This window comes from Streptomyces sp. NPDC017940 (assembly GCF_044328435.1).
GTDB lineage: Bacteria > Actinomycetota > Actinomycetes > Streptomycetales > Streptomycetaceae > Streptomyces.
In genome coordinates, this window is sequence record NZ_JBIRHJ010000013.1 from 1 (window position 1) to 13,775 (window position 13,775).

The 13,775-nt window shown below is 70.1% G+C and carries 17 protein-coding genes; 12 read left to right on the top strand and 5 right to left on the bottom strand.

The annotated features are described in order from the left end of the window. Window positions 1-232: 232 nt before the first annotated feature. Both rpsN and rpmB read right to left on the bottom strand, forming a co-directional pair. Window positions 233-538 carry a 30S ribosomal protein S14 gene (rpsN, locus tag ACH4DX_RS32715; protein ID WP_398157752.1) on the bottom strand — a complete coding sequence of 102 codons (306 nt, stop codon included), beginning with the start codon at window positions 536-538 and terminating at the stop codon, window positions 233-235. After that, complete coding sequence (gene rpmB / locus ACH4DX_RS32720; protein WP_398123604.1) at window positions 538-774, bottom strand: 50S ribosomal protein L28; 237 nt, start codon at window positions 772-774, stop codon at window positions 538-540. The genes rpsN and rpmB overlap by 1 nt, the downstream gene beginning before the upstream one ends. 71 nt (window positions 775-845) lie before the next feature. Between rpmB and rpmG the strand changes: the two genes are divergently transcribed. The 5 genes from rpmG to ACH4DX_RS32745 all read left to right on the top strand — a co-directional run bounded on the left by rpmG (window position 846) and on the right by ACH4DX_RS32745 (window position 3,295). Beyond that, window positions 846-1,010 (top strand): 50S ribosomal protein L33, encoded by a 165-nt coding sequence (gene rpmG, locus ACH4DX_RS32725; RefSeq protein ID WP_385842331.1) that lies wholly within the window; start codon window positions 846-848, stop codon window positions 1,008-1,010. 1 nt (window position 1,011) lies between these two features. Then, on the top strand, window positions 1,012-1,260 hold the full coding sequence (locus ACH4DX_RS32730; RefSeq protein ID WP_398123603.1) for a type B 50S ribosomal protein L31: 249 nt from the start codon (window positions 1,012-1,014) through the stop codon (window positions 1,258-1,260). After that, entirely contained in the window at window positions 1,260-2,507 is a 1,248-nt protein-coding gene (locus ACH4DX_RS32735) for a CobW family GTP-binding protein (RefSeq protein WP_398157753.1), read from the top strand. The genes ACH4DX_RS32730 and ACH4DX_RS32735 overlap by 1 nt, the downstream gene beginning before the upstream one ends. A 2-nt stretch (window positions 2,508-2,509) precedes the next feature. After that, window positions 2,510-2,752 carry a 30S ribosomal protein S18 gene (gene rpsR, locus ACH4DX_RS32740; protein WP_398123601.1) on the top strand — a complete coding sequence of 81 codons (243 nt, stop codon included), beginning with the start codon at window positions 2,510-2,512 and terminating at the stop codon, window positions 2,750-2,752. A gap of 303 nt (window positions 2,753-3,055) precedes the next feature. After that, window positions 3,056-3,295, top strand: coding sequence for a DUF397 domain-containing protein (locus ACH4DX_RS32745; RefSeq protein ID WP_398123600.1), 240 nt, complete (start codon window positions 3,056-3,058; stop codon window positions 3,293-3,295). A 42-nt stretch (window positions 3,296-3,337) separates the two neighbouring features. Here the strand turns inward: ACH4DX_RS32745 and ACH4DX_RS32750 are convergent, their stop codons facing one another. Further along, on the bottom strand, window positions 3,338-3,826 hold the full coding sequence (locus ACH4DX_RS32750; RefSeq protein ID WP_398123599.1) for an ATP-binding protein: 489 nt from the start codon (window positions 3,824-3,826) through the stop codon (window positions 3,338-3,340). A 336-nt stretch (window positions 3,827-4,162) separates the two neighbouring features. Here ACH4DX_RS32750 and ACH4DX_RS32755 point away from each other — a divergent pair, with 336 nt between their 5' ends. From ACH4DX_RS32755 to ACH4DX_RS32785, 7 genes are all read left to right on the top strand, one after another. After that, entirely contained in the window at window positions 4,163-5,077 is a 915-nt protein-coding gene (locus ACH4DX_RS32755; protein ID WP_398123598.1) for a helix-turn-helix domain-containing protein, read from the top strand. A gap of 60 nt (window positions 5,078-5,137) precedes the next feature. Then, window positions 5,138-6,595: an aldehyde dehydrogenase family protein gene (locus tag ACH4DX_RS32760; RefSeq protein ID WP_398123597.1), complete on the top strand. Its 1,458-nt coding sequence runs from the start codon at window positions 5,138-5,140 to the stop codon at window positions 6,593-6,595. Window positions 6,596-6,729: 134 nt separating this feature from the next. After that, window positions 6,730-7,278, top strand: coding sequence for a DinB family protein (locus ACH4DX_RS32765; protein WP_398157754.1), 549 nt, complete (start codon window positions 6,730-6,732; stop codon window positions 7,276-7,278). An 81-nt stretch (window positions 7,279-7,359) separates the two neighbouring features. Further along, window positions 7,360-8,004 (top strand): PadR family transcriptional regulator, encoded by a 645-nt coding sequence (locus ACH4DX_RS32770; RefSeq protein WP_398123595.1) that lies wholly within the window; start codon window positions 7,360-7,362, stop codon window positions 8,002-8,004. A 169-nt stretch (window positions 8,005-8,173) separates the two neighbouring features. Beyond that, the gene (locus tag ACH4DX_RS32775; RefSeq protein ID WP_398157755.1) at window positions 8,174-9,148 is read left to right on the top strand and encodes an ATP-binding cassette domain-containing protein; all 975 of its coding nucleotides are present in this window, start codon (window positions 8,174-8,176) and stop codon (window positions 9,146-9,148) included. Beyond that, complete coding sequence (locus tag ACH4DX_RS32780) at window positions 9,145-9,984, top strand: ABC transporter permease (protein ID WP_398123593.1); 840 nt, start codon at window positions 9,145-9,147, stop codon at window positions 9,982-9,984. The genes ACH4DX_RS32775 and ACH4DX_RS32780 overlap by 4 nt, the downstream gene beginning before the upstream one ends. Window positions 9,985-10,142: 158 nt before the next feature. Beyond that, window positions 10,143-11,387 carry a DedA family protein gene (locus ACH4DX_RS32785; protein ID WP_398157756.1) on the top strand — a complete coding sequence of 415 codons (1,245 nt, stop codon included), beginning with the start codon at window positions 10,143-10,145 and terminating at the stop codon, window positions 11,385-11,387. A gap of 31 nt (window positions 11,388-11,418) precedes the next feature. Here ACH4DX_RS32785 and ACH4DX_RS32790 read toward each other — a convergent pair whose 3' ends face one another. Together ACH4DX_RS32790 and ACH4DX_RS32795 are read right to left on the bottom strand one after the other, a co-directional pair. Then, a complete protein-coding gene (locus ACH4DX_RS32790) occupies window positions 11,419-13,164 on the bottom strand; it encodes a threonine/serine exporter family protein (protein WP_398157757.1) in 1,746 nt (581 codons plus the stop codon). A 73-nt stretch (window positions 13,165-13,237) separates the two neighbouring features. Beyond that, a complete protein-coding gene (locus ACH4DX_RS32795; RefSeq protein WP_030361059.1) occupies window positions 13,238-13,729 on the bottom strand; it encodes an inorganic diphosphatase in 492 nt (163 codons plus the stop codon). Window positions 13,730-13,775: the final 46 nt, after the last annotated feature.

Consider the following 13,775-nt stretch of genomic DNA (forward strand, 5'->3'; position numbering starts at 1 on the left):
GTGGCGGGATGACCGAGCGCAGCGTGCCAAGCAACACACTGACGGCGCGGTAAAGCAGACAGTGTCCACTACGCGAGCACGGCCATCCCGCCACGACCCCGCCACCCCCACAAACGGAAAGGCGAACACGACGCGAGACACCAGCGAACGCGACCCCGAACCACCCCCTGCCCAGCCCGAGCCCGAGCCCGAGCCCCAGCCCCAGCCCCAGCCCCAGCCCTCGAGCCCAGAACTACCAGGAGGACTTGCGCACGCCGGGCAGAAACCCGGCGTGAGCCTGCTCCCGCAACCGCACCCGGGAGAGCCCGAACGCCCCCACGTACCCACGGGCCCGCCCGTCCACGCTGTCACGGTTGCGCACCCGCGTGGCACTGGCGTCCCGAGGCTGCCGCTCCAACTCGGCCCGGGCGGCAAGCCGTTCGCGGTCAGACGTGGAAGGCCGCCGGATGACCTCCTTCAAAAGGGCCCGCCGCACGGCGTACCGCGCGACGACAACCCGCCGCCGCTCATTTTTCGCGACCTTGCTCTTCTTCGCCATCAGACCTTCCCCCCACGAGCCCGAATCCTGGCCACAGCGGCCTCGATCCCGATGCTGTCGACGGTCTTGATGCCCTTGGCGCTCAGCCGCAGCCGAACCTGACGCCCCTCGCTGGGCAGCCAGTACCGCTTGCGCTGGACGTTGACGTCGAAGCGGCGCGAGGTGCGCCGATGGGAGTGGGAGATCTGCTGGCCGAACCCCGGCACGGCGCCGGTGAGCTGGCAGTGGGCGGACATGGTGACGCACCTCTCGATCGGATTCGCTCCCGCGTATTTGAAAACGGGATTCATTTTCATACACTACCTCCATGGCCCGCAACGAACTCCGCCCGATCATCAAGCTCCGGTCCACAGCCGGAACCGGCTACACGTACGTGACCCGCAAGAACCGCCGGAACAACCCGGACCGCCTCACCCTGCGCAAGTACGACCCGGCGGCAGGCCGGCACGTCGACTTCCGAGAGGAGCGCTGACATGCGACCCGACATCCACCCGCCGTACGGCCCGGTCGTCTTCCGCGACAAGGCCGCGGACTTCGCCTTCCTGACGCGCTCGACAGCGACGAGCGAGAAGACGGTCGTCTGGGAGGACGGCAACACCTATCCCGTGGTCGACGTGGAGGTCTCCTCGGCGAGCCACCCCTTCTACACGGGCCAGCAGCGCGTACTGGACACGGCGGGCCGAGTGGAGCGCTTCGAGCGGCGCTACGGCGGGGGCAGCTGATGGGAGGGCACACCGGGGACGCGGCGGGAGCGCCGTCCGGGGGCCGTATGGACGTGGCGGTGGTGGCGGGGCTGCACGCGGAGGCGCGGGCGGCGGCCGTGGCCCGGCTCCTGGCGACCGTGCAGGGCAGCGTGGCGCTGCACCACGACTTGTCGAGCGCGGCGCGGGGCACGGTCACGCGCACGGTGCGCGACGCGGGCGGTCTGCTCTCCACGGGCGAGGCACCGCTGGTGAACGACTGCGCGTGCTGCGCGCTGCGCGAGGACCTGGTGCCGGAGCTCGAGCGGCTCGCCGCGGCCGGGCTTACCCGGCTGGCGGTGGTCGAACTGTGGGACTCCGTCGAGCCGAAGGCCATGGCGGAGGTCATCGCGGGCCACGGTTCGGACGCGCTGCGCCTGACCGGTGTGATCACGGCCGTGGACCCGGCCCTGCTCCTGCCGTACCTCGCCAACGGCGACGACCTGGCGGACGCCGGGCTCGCGGCGGCGGCCACCGACCAGCGCACGGTCGCCGACACCTGGGCGCGCCAGCTGGAGTACCCGCCGGTGCTCGCGGTACTCGAACCCACCGCCCGGGCCGTCCCCGACCCGGCCGACCCGGCCAACCAGGCCGATCAGACCGATCAGACCGCCCCCGGCGAGGTGGACGCCGAGGACCGGGCGCTGCTCGCGCAGCTGCACCCGACGGCCCGCCAGGTCCCGATCGGCCACGGCGACCTGGCGGGCGCCGCACTCGCGGGGTTCGACGTGGAGGCGGCGGCCGCGGCCCAGCACCCGGCGTGCGCGCTGCTGCCCGCGGAGGCCGACGACAGCGGGGTCGGCACCTTCGTCTGGCACCGTGAACGGCCCTTCCACCCGGAGCGGCTCTATGCCGCGCTGGAGGATCTGACCTGTGCCGCCGCCCGCAGCCGCGGCCGCTTCTGGCTCGCGGACCGGCCCGACACCCTCCTCGCGTGGGACGCGGCGGGCGGCGCGCTGTGCGTGGAGAACGCCGGGCCCTGGCTCGCCTCCCTGCCGGACGCGGCGTGGGAGATGGTGCCGCCGGTGCGCAGGGCAGCCGCGGCGCTCGACTGGCACCCCGAGCACGGGGACTGCTGCCAGCACCTGGTGTTCACCTCGCCGGGCCTCGACCGCGACGGCATCGCCGAGGTCCTTGAGTCCTGCCTGCTCACGGATGAGGAGTACGCCGCAGGGCGTGCCGCCTGGAAGACCCTGCCCCCCGCGTTCGACGCCCTCCTGGAGGTCTGACCTTGTCCCCGCGCCGCCCCGACCGTGCCGGCAAGCCCCGCACGTCCCGGCCCAACCCCCTCGACACGGCGGGAATCACATACATCGACTACAAGGACACCGACCTGCTGCGGAAGTTCCTCTCCGACCGCGGCAAGATCCGCAGCCGCCGGATCACCCGGGTGACGGTGCGGCAGCAAAGGCGGCTGGCGAAGGCCGTCAAGAACGCCCGCGAGATGGCGCTGCTGCCGTACGCACCCCGCTGAGGGGCCGCGCCGTTTCGCGGCATACGTCCCGCGACGCCCGGAACGCCGTCGCGCGGTGGACACCTCCCCGTCCGCCACGCGACGGCGTTCTTTTCGACTTCGGCCAAAAAGCGCAGCCGTAATGGCTCTCTTTGCGTCTGTCATAGCGAGCGGGACGGTGTTCGATCCGGTCCACCGGCGGTGTAACCACCTCACCACGCCGCGTGCACGTGCATCTGCCCATGCATCAGCACATGAACAGAGCTATGATCCGGGACAGTTGACAGTTACAACAACAGCCACGGCACCACCGGGGAGCGACCTGTGCATCACGTGTTCAACGGCATGGCCGCCACGGATCTTCACGGGGTGGTCTGGCAGAAGAGCAGGCACAGCAATTCACAGGGTGCCTGCGTGGAGTTCGCGAAACTGCCGGGCGGCGACGTGGCCGTCCGCAACTCGCGGTTCCCCGAGGGGCCCGCGCTCGTCTATACGCGTGCCGAGATCGAGGCCATGCTGCTCGGCATGAAGGACGGCGAGTTCGACGACCTCATCGGGGGCTGACCGGCTCCCGGCCGGCGCCCGGGCCCCCGGGGGGCCGCGGGCCTAGGCCAGCTGGAACAGCGCCCACACCACTTTGCCGTTCAGCGCGCCCGCCAGCGGGTGCCAGCCCCAGCCGTCGCTGAACGAGTCCACCAGGAACAGGCCGCGGCCCGACTCGGCGGAGAAGTCGTCCTCCGCCTCCTCGCGCGCCACCGGGCTGTCGTCGCTGGGGTCACGTACCGCGCACACCAGACGCGAGGTCCAGCGCATCATGTGCAGCCGCACGGGCGCGTCCTCGGCGGTGCCGACCGGACACGCGGCGCGCGGGGTGTCCGCGGGCAGCGCGTGCCGCAGGGCGTTGGTGACGAGCTCCGAGACGACGAGCGCGATGTCGTCGAACCGCTCCTCCAGGTCCCAGGACACCAGTGTCCTACGGGTGAACTGCCGGGCGCTGCCCACGGCTTCGTAGCGAGCGGGAAGGGCGCAGGAGGCCGCGCTGGAGACCGCGGAGGGGTCGAGCGGAGGAAGGCCCTGCCGTAACGGCTCGAGCATGGTCGATCCATTCGTCCCCATGCGAGGCACTCCCCGGTTTTCGCGGTTCGCGGTACAAAGCGATCGAGCGGTGGCGCGGTCGGTACAGCCGGGCGGCACAGCGATGGCGCAGCGGTGACGCGCGGACCATGGTTCCGAATGCGCACAGCAGATGCAAGGGCAGATGCACGTGCACGCGCCGGACTCGACCGTTCCTGGGCTGTTTCTTGCCTATTTCTTCCGACGACTTCTTGCGGAGACCTTCCTGAGGCTTTCCCTTTCCGTAACCGTACGAGCACGGCCTGAAGCGTTTAATGGCAGACTGCGGGTCTCACACCTTGGGGAGGACTGAGCGAAGTGACCGCTGGGGAGTCGAGCGGCTCGGTGGTACGGCGCATCCTGCTGGGCTCGCAACTGAGGCGCCTGAGAGAGTCGCGGGGCATCACCCGTGAGGCGGCCGGCTACTCGATCCGCGCATCCGAATCGAAGATCAGCCGCATGGAGTTGGGACGGGTGAGCTTCAAGTCGAGGGACGTCGAGGACCTCCTCACGCTCTATGGCGTCACGGACGAGACGGAGCGCAACGCCCTCCTCTCGCTCGCCAAGGAGGCCAACCTGACGGGCTGGTGGCACAGTTACTCGGACGTCCTGCCCGGTTGGTTCCAGACATATATCGGTCTCGAAGGCGCCGCCTCCCTGATCCGGGTCTACGAAGTCCAGTTCATCAACGGCCTGTTGCAGACCGAGGCCTACGCCCACGCGGTCGTCGAGCGCGGCATGAAGGCCGCGGCCGCAGGCGGGACGGGCGGAGGGCGCAAGTCCGCGCGCGGCAGCCGGATCAACCAGGCCGACGTGGACCGCCGGGTGGCGCTGCGCCTCGAACGCCAGAAGCTGCTCGTGTCCGAGCGGGCTCCGAAGTTCGCCTGCGTCCTCGACGAAGCGGCCCTGCGCCGTCCGTACGGCGACCGCGAGGTGATGCGCGGCCAGATCCAGCATCTGATCGACATCTCGGAGCGCCCGAACGTGACGTTGCAGGTCATGCCGTTCACCTTCGGCGGGCACGCGGGCGAGTCCGGCGCCTTCTCCATGCTCAGCTTCCCCGAGTCCGATCTGTCGGACGTCGTGTACCTGGAGCAGCTGACGGGCGCGCTCTATCTGGACAAGCCCGAAGAAGTCGCCCAGTACGAGCGGGTGATGGCCGAGCTGCAACAGGACTGTCCTGATCCGGCCGACAGCCGCGACCTTCTCCGTGGTCTACTCCAACTGACCTGAATCGTCAGTAGGATGACGTGAATTCAGGTGTCTGCACTCAGCGGCAAGGGGTCTCGCGTCATGTCCTTCTTCACCGATCTGGCTCACCAGTACATCGACGGTGAGTGGAAGGCCGGCTCCGGTTCCTGGGACATCATCGACTTCAACCCGTACAACGGGGAGAAGCTGGCATCGATCACGGTCGCCACGGCGGACGAGGTCGACCAGGCCTACCGCGCGGCGCAGCGCGCCCAGGAGGCCTGGGGCGCGACCAACCCCTACAGCAGGCGCACCGTCTTCGAACGCGTCCTGCGGATCATCGAGGACCGCGAGGCTGAGATCACCGAGGCGATCGTCGCCGAACTCGGCGGCACGCTGGTCAAGGCCGGCTTCGAGCTGCACCTGGCCAGGGAGTTCCTGCGCGAGGCGATACACCTCTCGCTCGCCCCGCAGGGCCACCTGCTCCCCTCGCCGGACGACACCAAGGAGAACCGCCTCTACCGCGTCCCGGTGGGCGTCGTCGGTGTCATCAGCCCCTTCAACTTCCCCTTCCTGCTCTCGCTGAAGTCGGTGGCCCCCGCCATCGCCCTCGGCAACGCCGTCGTCCTCAAGCCGCACCAGAACGCCCCGGTCCTCGGCGGCAGCCTGATCGCGAAGATCTTCGAGGACGCGGGACTGCCGCCGGGCGTCCTGAACGTCGTCATCACGGACATCGCCGAGATAGGCGACGCGCTCATCGAGCACCCGGTGCCCGGCGTCATCTCCTTCACGGGCTCCGACGCCGTCGGCCGCCACGTCGCCACGGTCTGCGCCCAGAACTTCAAGCGCTGCGTCCTCGAACTCGGCGGCAACAGCGCCCTGATCGTCCTCGACGACGCCGATGTGGACTACGCGGTCGACGCCGCCGTCTTCAGCCGCTTCGTGCACCAGGGCCAGGTCTGCATGGCCGCGAACCGCATCCTCGTGGACCGGGCCGTCCTCGCCGAGTTCACCGAGAAGTTCGTCGCCAAGGTCAAGTCCCTGAACGTCGGCGACCCGGCGTCCCCGGAGACGCACATCGGCCCGCTCATCAACTCCTCGCAGGCCGACGGCGTGACCTCGCTGGTCACGCAGGCCGTCCAGGCGGGCGCCAGGGCCCTGCTGCACGGTGCCACCGAGGGCAACCTGGTCGCGCCCTCCATCCTCACCGACCTGCCCGACGACGCTCCCCTCCTGCGCCAGGAGGTGTTCGGCCCGGTCGCGATCATCCTGCCCTTCGACGGCGAGGAGGAGGCCGTCCGCATCGCCAACGACACTCCGTACGGCCTGAGTGGCGCCGTCCACACCGGTGACGTGGAGCGCGGGGTGCGGCTCGGCAAGCGCATCAACAGCGGCATGATCCACATCAACGACGGCACCATCCACGACGAGCCGATCGTGCCCTTCGGCGGCGAGAAGCACTCCGGCGTCGGGCGCCTCAACGGCGAGGCGACGGTGGAGGCGTTCACGACCCACAAGTGGATCTCGGTACAGCACGGCCGCTCGCGCTTCCCGTTCTGAGGTCCCGCGCGGCTCCCGGACAACCGCATGCCACACCCGCGGACCCTTGAGGACAGCACCTGTCCGCAAGGGTCCGTAACGTCTGCGGTGTCGGAAAGGCCGGCGGCCCGGAAGGGCGCAGAAAGGCGGACACCATGGTCACCCACGTCAACGCGGAAGCGCACGGAGACGAGCGCGGCGCACTGATCGCCTTCGTGGACGCCCAGCGCGGCGGCGTCCGCCGCGCCGTGCTCGGCCTGAGCGACGCGCAGGCGTCCGCCCGCCCGAGCGCCAGCGAGCTGACCCTGGGCGGCCTCGTCAAGCACGTCGCGGAGACCGAGCTGAACTGGCTGCGGATGGCCCAGCAGAAGCCGAACGAGCGGCAGCGGACCGAGGAGACCTGGGGCGACAGCTTCCGGCTCGTCGAGGGCGAGACGCTCGCCGACGCCCTCGCCCTGTGGGAGCGGGTGGCCGCGGAGACCGAGGAGTTCATCCGCGCGGTGCCGAGCCTCGACGACACCTTCCCGCTGCCCGACGCGCCCTGGTTCCCGAGCGGCGGCGCCGTTTCCATGCGCTGGCTGATGCTGCACCTGATCGAGGAGATCGGCCGGCACGCCGGTCACGCCGACATCATCAGGGAGTCCCTGGACGGCAAAACGGCCTTCGAACTGGTGGCGCTGGAGTCGGGTCAGTCGTGGGGATGACTGTCCGGACCCGTACCCTAGTCAAAGTTGATGAATAGCATCGACTGAGCGACGCAGGCCAAGCTACTGAAGGGTGCGTGGATGTCAGCGATCCGGCTGCTTGTGCTCGGGGCCGTGCGCCAGCACGGGCGGGCGCACGGCTATCAGGTGCGCAACGACCTGGAGTACTGGGGCGCCCACGAGTGGTCCAACGCCAAGCCCGGCTCGATCTACCACGCCCTCAAGCAGATGGCGAAGCAGGGCCTGCTGCACGAGCACGAGACCGCGCCGTCCACGGCGGGCGGTCCGCCGCGTACCGAGTACGAGATCACGGAGAAGGGCTCGGAGGAGTACCTCGCCCTTCTCCGTGAGGCGCTGACGTCCACGCACAACCAGAAGCCCGACATGCTCTCGGCCGCGGTGGGCTTCATGGTCGACCTGCCGCGCGAGGAAGCCGTGGCCCTGCTGAAGCAGCGGATCCAGAACATGGAGGACTGGCGGACCTCCGTCACGGAGTACTACACCCCCGAGGACGGGCCCGAACAGCTCGGTCACATCGGCGAGATCATGAACCTGTGGCTGCACTCGGCGGACGCGGGCGAGCGGTGGACCCGCCAGCTCGTCGAACGCGTCGAAGGCGGCGCGTACACCTTCGCCGGCGAGGGGGAGCCGTTCGTGGCGGTGCTCGCCGAGGGCGAGGAGAACCCGTACGCGACGGGGGAGCGGCACGCGGGGGACAACGCCTGAAGCGGGTCGACGACGTCTGCCGCCTCCACGACATCTGAGGCATCGCATTAATCAAGTTTGACGAGCCGCGCGTTCGGGCAGTACTTTTGGGCCGCCCTGGTAGTCAAGCTTGACTACCAGGGGCTGTGCGGGGCACGACTGGCGGTGCTCGACCCCTGGAGGGAGACGGATGACGGACGCGATCGTCGTCGAGGGCGTACGGAAGAGGTACGGCGACAAACGGGCCCTGGACGGGCTCGATCTGGTGGCCGCGCGGGGCACGGTGCACGGAGTGCTCGGACCGAACGGCGCGGGCAAGACCACGGCGGTACGGATCATGGCCACACTGCTCCGGGCTGACGAGGGCCGCGTGGAGATCGCGGGGTGCGACGCGCGGCGGCAGGCGCGGGAGGTGCGCCGCCGCATCGGCCTCCTCGGCCAGCACGCCGCGGTGGACGAGGAGCTGAGCGGCCGGCAGAACCTGGAGATGTTCGGGCGCCTGCACCACCTGGGCGCGCGCCGCGCGGGCGCACGGGCCGACGAACTCCTTTCCCGCTTCGGCCTCGCCGACACCGGCCGCAAGGCGGTCAAGCAGTACAGCGGCGGCATGCGGCGCCGCCTGGACCTCGCGGCGTCGCTGATCACGGAGCCGCAGGTGCTGTTCCTCGACGAGCCGACGACGGGCCTCGACCCGCGCGGCAGGGCCGAGGTGTGGGATTCGGTGCGCTCCCTGGTCGGCGGCGGTACGACGGTGCTCCTGACCACGCAGTACCTGGAGGAGGCCGACCAGCTCGCCGACCGCGTCTGTCTGGTCGACCAGGGCAGGGTAGTCGCGGAGGGCACCACGGACGACCTGAAGGCACGGCTCGGCGGCGACCGCATCGACGTGGTGGTGCGCGACGGAGCCCAGCTGGTGCGGGCGGCACGCCTGCTGCCGGGCGCCGCGGGCGGCACGGACGGCGTGACGGTCGACGCCGACCGGCGGCTGGCCAGCGCGCCGGTCACCGACCGCATGGAGGCACTGACCCGTGTGGTCCGCGCACTCCAGGACGAGGGCATCGACGCGGAGGACGTCGCGGTGCGCAGGCCGACCCTCGACGAGGTGTTCCTGCGCCTCACGGCAGGCCGTACGGAGGACCGGGACCACGTGAAGGAGGCCGTGTGAGCGCGACGACGACCGGTGCGGCGGCACCGCCAGCGGACGCGGTGCGGGGCTCACGGCTCGCGCTGGCCCTCACCGACTGCTGGACGATGACCCGGCGCGAACTCGCGCACTGGGGCCGCCAGCCCGTCCAGGTCCTGGTGGGGCTCTTCTTCCCCGTGATGATGCTGCTGATGTTCAACTACCTGATCGGCGGCGGCAAGGGCATCACCGGCGACTACGCCGAGTTCCTGGTGCCCGGGATGTTCGCGCTGACCATGGTGTTCGGACTCGACGCGACGATGGTCGCGGTCACCACCGACCTCAACAAGGGCGTGGTGGACCGCTTCCGGTCCATGCCCATGGCCAACGGCGCTGTCCTGGTGGGCCGTTCGGCCGCCGACATGCTCCAGTCCTTCGTCTCCCTGCTCGTCATGATGGGCGTGGGCCTCGCCATCGGCTGGCGCTGGCACGGGTCCCTGGCCGCGGTGGCCGGGGCGGTCGGCCTCCTGATGCTGCTGCGGTTCGCGATGCTGTGGCTCGGCATCCACCTGGCGATGGTCGCGGGCAGGCCGGAGCTGGTGACCGCCGTGCAGATCCTCGTCTGGCCGGTGGGATTCCTGTCCAACGCGTTCACCGTCCCGGAGAACATGCCGGACTGGCTGGGCGCCGCCGTCGAGTGGAATCCGATGTCCGCGGCGGCCACCGCGGTGCGGGACCTGTTCGGCAACGATCCCGGGGTGAGCGGGACGTCCTGGGCGGCCGAGCACGCCGGACTCCTCGCGGTGCTGTGGCCGATGGCACTCGTGGCGGTGTTCCTGCCGCTCGCGGTACGCAGGTTCGCGGGCCTGAGCAGGTAGGTCCTCGCCCCGGGCCCCGGGGCCCGGGGCCGGGACCCGCCCTGGAACCTGTCCGTGCCGCCTGGCGTTGGTAACTTGGGCGGCGACCGCTGTCATCACCTCGCTCGGTCGCCCCCGAAGTTCGCCGCACTTCCTCACACCCTCAGGAGCCCGGAACCGTGACGACGCTTGCGCTCGGACCAAGCTGGCTGGATCCGGACTACCTGCTGAACCAGTTCGGCCTCTGGGGCCTCCTCCTGATCGTCTTCGCCGAGTCGGGCCTGCTCATCGGCTTCTTCCTGCCCGGTGACTCGCTCCTGTTCACCACCGGCCTGCTGATCACGACGGGCAAGCTGGACACCCCGCTGTGGCTGACCTGCATCCTGATCTGCATCGCCGCGATCGCGGGTGACCAGGCCGGATATCTCTTCGGCAAGAAGGTCGGACCCTCCCTGTTCAACCGCCCGGACTCCAAGCTGTTCAAGCAGGAGAACGTGGTCAAGGCCCATGAGTTCTTCGAGAAGCACGGCCCGAAGTCCCTGGTCCTTGCCCGCTTCGTGCCGATCGTGCGGACGTTCACGCCGATCATCGCGGGCCTCAGCGGCATGCGGTACCGCTCGTTCATCACCTTCAACATCCTCGGTGGCGTCCTGTGGGGCGCGGGCGTCACGCTGCTCGGCGCGTGGCTCGGCAAGCACGAGCTCGTCCACAAGAACATCGAGGCGATCCTCATCCTGATCGTCCTGATCTCGGTGGTGCCGATCATCATCGAGTTCCTGCGGGCCCGCGGCAAGGGCAAGAAGGGGACCGCCCAGACCGATGACCAGGCTTCCTCGGCCCAGCCCTCGGCCCAGGACGACGGCCACACCGGCGGCGAGCAGTACCGGGCGCAGGCGGAGTCCCAGTACCCGTACCAAGGTCGTTACGGCGATCAGCAGCACCACCAGCCCCCGTACCCGGGGCAGCAGCAGTACCAGGGCGGTCAGTACGGCGACCAGCAGTACGGCGGCCAACAGCACCAGGGCCAGTACGGCGATCAGCAGTACCAGGGGCAGTACGGCGACCAGCAGCACCAGGGGCAGTACGGGAACGACCAGGAGCAGTACGGGAACGACCGGCAGCAGTACGGCGGCGACCAGCAGCAGTACGGCGGCAACCAGCACTACAGCGGCGGTCAGTACCAGCCCCAGCAGCCCCAGCACCCGGGCGAGCAGGGGCACTACCCCGACCAGCACACCCAGTTCCTTGGACAGCAGCCCCTGTACCCGGACCCCCGCCGGGCCCCGGAGAACCAGGCCCCCGGGAACCAGGCCCAGGACCACCAGGCCCAGGACCACCAGGCCCAGGACCACCAGACCCAGTACCTGCGGCGGCAGCCCCCCGCCCCCGACGACACCGAGCAGCACAACCAGAACAGGTACTGACCGCGGCTCCGCGGCCCCGCGAACCGGTGGGCTAGAAGCCGCGCGTCCGCTTGGCCGCGCGGCGCCCCCGCTGGTCCTGGGCCGCCGGTGCCTTGAGGAAGAGCCGGGACAGCTCCCCGCCGAGGTTCACGCCGATCGCGATGGCCAGGGCGAGCGCCGCCGCCTTGGAGAGCGAGGCGAGGCCCGGGTTGAGGTTGTTGCGGGCGATCTCGAGCAGCCCGAAGTACGTCGCGCTACCGGGAAGCAGCGGCCCGATCGCCGCCGTCACGAACGGCAGCGCGGAAGCGAACCGGTAGCGCGAGAGCAACTGCCCGAACAGGCCCACGAGGCCCGCCGCGACCGCCGTGGCGGCCACCGGCGAGATGTCCCCGGCCCGCGCGAGCGCACCGTAGACCACCCAGGCGACGCCGCCGTTCAGGGTGACGAGCAGCACGGTTGAACGTTCCTGCTGGAGCAGGACGGCGAAGGCGAGGCTCAGCGCCATGGACGCGGCGATCTGGATCCAGGGCCGGTCGCTGGTGTGGATCGACGTCTCGGGGTTGAGGCCCGCGTCGAGGGTCACGCCGAGGTAGAGCACCATCAGGACGCCGCAGACGATGCCGACGATCAGATACCCGACCTCGAGGAGCCGGGCGGCGGCGGTGATGTAGTAGCCGGTCAGGCCGTCCTGGACGCCCGCGACGAGCGCCCGCCCCGGGATCAGCGCGAACAGCCCACCGGTGATGACCGCGGACGCCTTCACGTCCGGCAGGTCGAGCAGACTGATCGCCACGCCCATGGCGGCGGGCGGCATCGCCGCGACCACGAACTGGTAGAACTCCGGCAGACCGCGCCCCGCGCACAGCCACGCGAGCCGGTCGCCCAGCATCGCGCCGAGGGCGGCCGCGACGAACACCAGAACGTCACCGCCGACGAGGACGGACGCCGAACCGGCGAGCAGCCCGGCCGCGGCCGTCAGGGCCCAGCCCGGGTAGGGGTGGCGGTTGCGGCGCACCTCGGCGAGGCGCCGGTAGGCCTCCTCCAGGGAGACCTCGACGTCCTCGGAGCTGATGTCGTCCACGAGCTGGTAGACGGCCGCGAGACGCGTGTAGTCCGTGCCGCGGCGGCGCACCGTCCGCGACGCCGTCACCGGGTCGTCGACCAGGGACGGCTGGTACGAGATGGCGATGAGCGTGAACGTGACGTTCGGCTCGCAGCGGTCGAGGCCGTAGGAGTGCGTGACGGCGAACATCGCCGCCTCCACGTCCTCCGCGCCCTCGCCGCCCGCGAGCAGCAGCTCCCCGATGCGCAGCGTCAGGTCCAGGACGCGCGGCACGGCGCGCCCCTCGTCGTCCTCCTGCTTCTGCGTCGGCTCCGGCGCCGGGCGCTCGGCCACCGGGGTGCGCAGCATCGTCCGCATCCGGTCCTGCCAGGGCGCCTCCTTCGTCAGCCGGACGACGGGCACGCCGCCGGGCGGCGTGAAGGCGGGCGGCTGCTGCCGGGAGTCGTAGGTCTGCGGCGGGGTGAACGCCGACGACTCCTTGTCCTCGGGCACCTGGGGGATCCTGAGGCCCGTCGGGATCGTGAACTCGGAGGAGGGGTGGTCCTCCTCGGCCACGGCCGTCTGGTCGACGCCGCCCACCGGGGCGAAGGCGCTGTGCGCCTCGTCCGACTGCGGCTTGCGGTCTTCCTCCTCCGGTTCAGCCACCGGTGATGCCTCGCTCCTATGTACGTACGTGTCGTTGCGCGCCCTACGTACGTCAGTATGCGCACGACGTACGTAGGTATGCGTCCGCATCCATGGCGCATACGCGGACGGGCCGCCTGACCCGGGGAGGTCAGGCGGCCCGTCGGCTGCGGTTCGCGGGGGCTCAGTGGCCGCCGTGCGCCTCGAAGCGCTTGTACGAGGCCTCGATCTCGGCCTCGGCGTCGGTGCGGCCGACCCAGTCGGCGCCCTCGACGGACTTGCCGGGCTCCAGGTCCTTGTAGACCTCGAAGAAGTGCTGGATCTCCAGGCGGTCGAACTCGGACACGTGGTGGATGTCGCGCAGGTGCTCCACGCGCGGGTCGGAGGCGGGGACGCACAGCAGCTTGTCGTCGCCGCCGGCCTCGTCCGTCATCCGGAACATGCCGATCGCGCGGCACTTGATGAGGCAGCCGGGGAAGGTCGGCTCGTCCAGGATGACCAGGGCGTCCAGCGGGTCGCCGTCCTCACCGAGGGTGTTCTCGACGAAGCCGTAGTCCGCCGGGTAGCTGGTGGACGTGAAGAGTCGACGGTCCAGGCGGATACGGCCGGTCTCGTGGTCGACCTCGTACTTGTTCCGCGAACCCTTCGGAATCTCGATGGTGACGTCGAACTCCACGGGTGGCTCCTCCATGATCAGCACATACTTCGGGTGGTTAAGTGTC